This is a genomic window from Sphingorhabdus sp. (assembly GCF_044239665.1).
Classification (GTDB): domain Bacteria; phylum Pseudomonadota; class Alphaproteobacteria; order Sphingomonadales; family Sphingomonadaceae; genus Sphingorhabdus_B.
In genome coordinates this window covers 1-5344 of record NZ_JBIIBA010000050.1, presented here as the reverse complement: position 1 = coordinate 5344, position 5344 = coordinate 1, and the positions used below count along the sequence as shown (strand labels likewise).

Below are 5344 nucleotides of genomic sequence, written 5' to 3'. Positions count from 1 at the left end.
GCTAGGAAAGGGCCCCGCCACTTCCATGTACTGGACCATGGCGCAAATGATTACGCATCACACAGCAAATGGATGCAATCTGATGCCGGGCGATCTTTTGGGCACCGGAACAATCTCGACACCAGATCCCTCGGGTTTGGGAAGCCTTATGGAGCTTTCACAGGGAGGCAAGGTACGCGTCCCATTGCCATGTGGCGAGGAGCGCACCTTTCTCGAAGATGGCGATGAACTCATCCTCTCGGCACATGCCACCCGTGAAGGCTTTCGTACCATCGGATTCGGGACATGCAGTGGTATCGTAGAAGCGGCGGAGACATGATCCTACTGCGGCTGAACGTGCGGAAATATGACTGGCGGGCCCCCATATAGTTCGAGGGGTCACCTCCGCCAAGCAAAACCCATGGCTGCAATTGGGCCGATTGCTAACAATTTACAGTGCCCAATCGACGTCCGCTTTCAGCAGGTTATAATATGACCTTGAGTGACGGCAACTGGGCGCAAAGCGGAACGACTGCAATTGGACCGTGAGCGCTCACGAACGGCCTCGTGTATCGAAGGGTACTTGATAGACATCCCAGTGTTTCTAGTGGTATGGGAGCCCACCCATTCGCGACAGGCTCCCATCAATTACTAATCCGATGTTATTGCCTCATTTTTTGCTGAACTTGCTGCGAATTTCAGTTGATGCCTTCTGCAACTGGGTATCAAATTCGCCTTGCAAGACCATTGCTCGAATAGCGGTAAGCCCCTGCCCCACATCCTCGATACAATCGCATTGGATGGCAAACATGCCTTTCTGCAGTTCTATGGAGTTGCGTCCATATTTGATGGGTAGGAAGTAGGCACCATTTTCATCCGTCCATGCCCAGGACGTTCGAGACAGCATGCCTTCTGTTGCGGATTTGGTTAGACTAATTTGCTGATCTATCCGGCGGATAAGTCGCTGCCGACGCTGGGTTACAACATCAACGGCAACAGGCTTTTTGGTAGCTACAAACTTCAATTCCATGATCACATCTCCTTGTTGATGTGTTCATCGTCGGCACCTCTCGATTAAAGTGCCACTGGTTAAGTTGCGTTCAGGGTTGTCCACCAAACTTCTGGAGATTGATTGCCATTTCTCGGCTTAAGGGAAGGTTTCGAGCATAGAAACGCTCGATCTGCTCAACCGACGTTCCAGCGTTCTTAGCCAAGTTGAATATGTTGACCTCACCGTGTGAGAGGATCAACCGCATACAAATCGCCGTGTGCCTTAGAGAGTAGATGGTATATTTGATCCCGCTCGATGGGTCGTCCTGAACCCCAGCTGTTTTCATCACCTCACGGAACTGCCGCTGAATGATCTTCGAGGCCGTCTCACGGTTCTCATATTCGGGCAAGAAAAGGTAATCGGAAGGCTTGGCAGAAGGGTTACGTGCCATGATACGCTTCATCACGGGCACGGCACCCGGCATCGAGTTGGCAATCCGGTGGCCGGTCTTTCCGTTGCGAATGGTCAGCAAGAGGCGCTTTGGATCATCAGCAATCGTCACATCGCCATGCTTCAGAGCATAGAGTTCAGAAATGATGGGCCGAACAAACGAATGGGCAGTGAACAGGATAAGGTCGTAGAGCTCTTCAGTGACAGGCACTCCCCTCACCTTCGTCTCATCGTCGGCCAGCTTCTGTGATGCCTTCAGGATAGCTTGATAGATGTCATCTTTCTTCGCGACCAATGGATGGAACGGGAAGTATGACCTCGGATTATCCTTCTGCCGTGTCCTTGGGGTCGACGGGATTGAATCTATGACTCCATCGTCACGGGCAACCTTCAGAACATTGCGGAAGGTGGCAGTCAGCATGTTGCGGGTTGAGGTTGATAGATCAGACCGCTTCCGAGACAGCGCGTCCATGAACTCCTGATAATCCCGTGTCTTCAAATCACGAATGTCGCGGTGGCCAAAGGCCTTAACCAGACCCCATTCGGCCTGGCTCAAAAAGAGTTTGGATGTGCGGATATAGTTGGCGTTGCGCTCACCGTTAGAGACCAACCGCTCTCCTTTGGCCATCAAACGTGATGCGTAATAACGAAAGCTGTATTCCCGCTCGACCCGCTTTTCTGTGCCGAGTAAATCGAACGCGATTTCGCGGGCAACCTGCTTTGCCTTGATGCGCGAAGTCTCTTCTGTGGAGCGCACAACATATCGACGAATGCGAGGATCTCTAATGCGTGCCTGCCAGAACGGACTGGCATGTACTTTGTAGATAGCCAAGCCACGCTGGATCGTTATGATCTCTCCATCCAGCGAGTTTTTAGACTTTTGGGCCATGAAGAAAGTATAATAGGAAATTCTTCAAAATCAAAAGGTATAAACCAAAGGTGTAAACCACCTTCTAAGTCATTGAAAAATAACAAGTCCCAGATAACTCTTAATCAGCGGGTCGTGGGTTCGAACCCCTCAGCGTCTACCATTTTTTCCCACTTAGAATGTATGTCAGCTTAAGGCAGTTTCTCAAACCGAAGCCCCGCATGCGCCTCAAGCCGTTCGATGAGCTTGTCGCCCAAAATCGTTGCTGGTGTCCAAAATCCACCCGGAACCGAGTCAGGCACGTCTTTGGCAAGGCAGGCAGCAGCTTGAGACAGCATTTTGGCGGTTGATCCATAGCCCGGATCTCGGTCTCCCGTTACGCGGCATTGGATAGTTTCACCCTTTGCAGTTGAACCGTGGAAGACAAGTTCAAAATTGCCCTCAAGTTGCGCTTTTTCGCTTGGCCCTTGGCCTGGCTTGGGCAAGACAAAAGTTTCGAGCAGCCAACGCATTGGCGGCACAGCCAGACCAATCATAAGCGCGTTCACGCCCCAATGCGCCGCTTTAGCCTTGCGCTTGCCGGAACCTCCTTGGCCCGTCACGACGGCTTCCTCATAGGTAAATGCGACACCATAGCTGTTGTTGCTCAAGGCGTTGGACCGATGCACGACCCGTGTGTTGATACCCGCCATGATAAACGGCGCAATCCAACCGCCAGTGACCGCATCATAGGCGATCTTCACCTCCGGCTGCGTGACCGAGAATTGATGCTTTTGTGGACATAGGCTGTACGGGTCTTTGAGTTCGCGTCGCAGATCAGCGTCGCTTACCGCTTCCTTCACCATGTTAATCATGCTGGCGATGGTGCCGCCCGACGCGCCGCCCTTCATGCGTAATACCCGCATGTCGATCCGCGCACAGCTCTGGCCGAATTGTTCCAATGCGTTGCGTTGGAGAAAGTGGACGCCCAGATCGGACGGGATGCTGTCAAAACCGCAACAATGGACGATCCGCGCGCCGCTTTTGATGGCGTCGGCTTCATGCCGTAATTGCATTTTGCGGATCCACTGAGGCTCGCCCGTTAGGTCGCAATAATGGGTCCCCGTTGTGGCGCAGACCTTTACTAATAAGTCGCCATAAAGCGCATATGGACCGACCGTTGACATGACGACTTTGGTCTGGGCACAGATTTGCCGCAAGGCACTTTCATCGGCCGCGTCCGCAACGATGATCTCAACGCCCGACAATCCAATCGCGTCGCTGATTTTTTGGAGCTTGCTATGTGAGCGACCTGCGATGGCCCAGCGGATGGATCCATCTGCAAACTGCTCATGCATGTAACGCGTGATGATCTGGCCGACAAAGCTGGTGGCCCCATATATGATGATATCAAATTTTTTATCGGCCATTTTATCCCCACCGCGCAAAGAAACTTCAAGGAACACATCCATGATGCATGGCCTGATCCATGCCTCTTACGTTAGGCGGTGGGCATGCCATGTTGCAAGTGCCCATGTTCATGTTCACGCTGACCGCAAACCCGAAGATAATCTCTCTCTGTCGCTGCGATGCGCGACATGCTAAACTGCCTGCGATGACCGAAACCCTTTTGATACTTGATGGCGGCACTGGCCGTGAGCTTGCGCGGCGTGGCGCGCCCTTTCGGCAGCCCGAATGGTCGGCGCTGGCGCTGATTGAAGGCCCGCAGTTCGTCAGCGCAGTCCACCGCGCATATGTCGAGGCTGGGGCCGATGTCATAACCACCAATTCTTATGCCCTTGTGCCCTTTCATATCGGCGTGGAACGTTTTGCCAGCGAAGGCGCGTTGCTTGCGGCGCGCGCGGGGCAATTGGCGCGCGACGTGGCGGATGCGTCGTCACATTCTGTGCGCGTCGCCGGATCGCTCCCGCCGGTTTGCGGCTCTTACCGCCCGGATCTTGTCGACCTTGATCGCGCCCGTCCGATACTGAATGTCCTGATCGGCGCACTGGCTCCAAATGTGGACCATTGGCTTGCCGAAACGCTGTCCTCACTGGCCGAAGCCCGCCTTTGCGCTATGCTCACGGCCCCGACGGGCAAAGCATTATGGCTTTCGTTCACATTGGAGGACGATGGCGCAACCGACGCCCCCGCCTTGCGCTCCGGTGAAAGCGTGGCTGAGGCCGCCTATTTGGCACAAGAGGTTGGGGCAGCAGCCCTGCTGTTCAATTGCAGCCAGCCTGAAGTGATGGAAGCCGCCATAAGCAGCGCGCGCGCGATACTCGGGGCGCAAAGCGCGATCCGCATCGGCGTCTATGCCAATGCCTTCCCACCCATGGCCGCCGATGCCGAAGCAAATTCAGGGCTCAGCCCGATCCGTGCGGACTTGACGCCCGAAGGCTATGCCCGCTTCGCGGCCGCTTGGTACGCAGCAGGCGCCTCCATATTGGGTGGCTGTTGCGGGATTGGCCCTGAACATATAGCGGCGCTGCGCGCAGGCGTGACGGCTTAGGACACATTATCCGGATCGACATGCAGCCAATCGGCATGGCGCGGGGCTTTTTTGGTCTCGCTCCATTGCTGCAGCATCAATGGCGCGACACGCTTTAATTCGGCATATTGTTCCGCCGTGCCAATGTTGCAGGCAAGCTCCAATCGGTGGCCATTGGGATCAAAGAAATAGATCGACCGGAATATGCCGTGAAAGGTCGGGCCGACCACATCGATGCCTTGCGCCTCAATATGCGCCTTGGCGGCCAGCAATGCGTCCAGATCTGCAACCTCAAACGCGATATGCTGCACCCAGGCTGGCGTGTTGGGGTCTTTACCCATTTCGGGCTGGTTCGGCAGTTCAAAGAAAGCGATAACATTGCCCCCGCCGCAATCCAAGAAGATGTGCATATACGGGTCATATTCGCCCGTCGACGGCACATGATCCTCGGCAAAGGCAGTGGTGAATTCCATGCCCAGCACATGCGCATACCAATCCGCCGTCGCCTTTGCGTCCTTGCAGCGATAGGCGACGTGGTGAATGCGGTTCAGCTTTACGGGCGCGGTCATGCGACAGGCTCGACTTG

General features: G+C 54.6%; 6 protein-coding genes. 2 read left to right on the top strand and 4 right to left on the bottom strand.

Going from position 1 to position 5344, the window contains the following annotated elements:
• Positions 1-319: fumarylacetoacetate hydrolase family protein (locus ACILP3_RS10340; protein WP_395616549.1), on the top strand; the 319-nt coding region annotated here is incomplete at its 5' end.
• 330 nt (positions 320-649) lie between these two features.
• On the opposite strand, the gene ACILP3_RS10335 is transcribed toward ACILP3_RS10340, so the two are convergent.
• From ACILP3_RS10335 to ACILP3_RS10325, 3 genes are all read right to left on the bottom strand, one after another.
• Positions 650-1009: a hypothetical protein gene (locus ACILP3_RS10335; protein WP_395616548.1), complete on the bottom strand. Its 360-nt coding sequence runs from the start codon at positions 1007-1009 to the stop codon at positions 650-652.
• A gap of 70 nt (positions 1010-1079) precedes the next feature.
• Positions 1080-2309, bottom strand: a complete 1230-nt coding sequence (locus ACILP3_RS10330) for a hypothetical protein (protein ID WP_395616547.1) — start codon at positions 2307-2309, stop codon at positions 1080-1082.
• 170 nt (positions 2310-2479) lie between these two features.
• On the bottom strand, positions 2480-3697 hold the full coding sequence (locus ACILP3_RS10325) for a saccharopine dehydrogenase family protein (RefSeq protein ID WP_395616546.1): 1218 nt from the start codon (positions 3695-3697) through the stop codon (positions 2480-2482).
• Positions 3698-3882: 185 nt separating this feature from the next.
• Between ACILP3_RS10325 and ACILP3_RS10320 the strand changes: the two genes are divergently transcribed.
• Positions 3883-4779: a homocysteine S-methyltransferase family protein gene (locus ACILP3_RS10320; protein ID WP_395616545.1), complete on the top strand. Its 897-nt coding sequence runs from the start codon at positions 3883-3885 to the stop codon at positions 4777-4779.
• Here ACILP3_RS10320 and ACILP3_RS10315 read toward each other — a convergent pair.
• Positions 4776-5327, bottom strand: a complete 552-nt coding sequence (locus ACILP3_RS10315; RefSeq protein ID WP_395616550.1) for a VOC family protein — start codon at positions 5325-5327, stop codon at positions 4776-4778. The two genes, ACILP3_RS10320 and ACILP3_RS10315, sit on opposite strands and share 4 nt — an antisense overlap.
• Positions 5328-5344 lie beyond the last annotated feature (17 nt).

Coding starts and splice junctions, on each gene's coding strand:
- ACILP3_RS10315 (WP_395616550.1), bottom strand. CDS start 5,327: ATGACCGCGCCCGTAAAGCTGAACCGCATTCACCACGTCGCCTATCGC.
- ACILP3_RS10320 (WP_395616545.1), top strand. CDS start 3,883: ATGACCGAAACCCTTTTGATACTTGATGGCGGCACTGGCCGTGAGCTT.
- ACILP3_RS10325 (WP_395616546.1), bottom strand. CDS start 3,697: ATGGCCGATAAAAAATTTGATATCATCATATATGGGGCCACCAGCTTT.
- ACILP3_RS10330 (WP_395616547.1), bottom strand. CDS start 2,309: ATGGCCCAAAAGTCTAAAAACTCGCTGGATGGAGAGATCATAACGATC.
- ACILP3_RS10335 (WP_395616548.1), bottom strand. CDS start 1,009: ATGGAATTGAAGTTTGTAGCTACCAAAAAGCCTGTTGCCGTTGATGTT.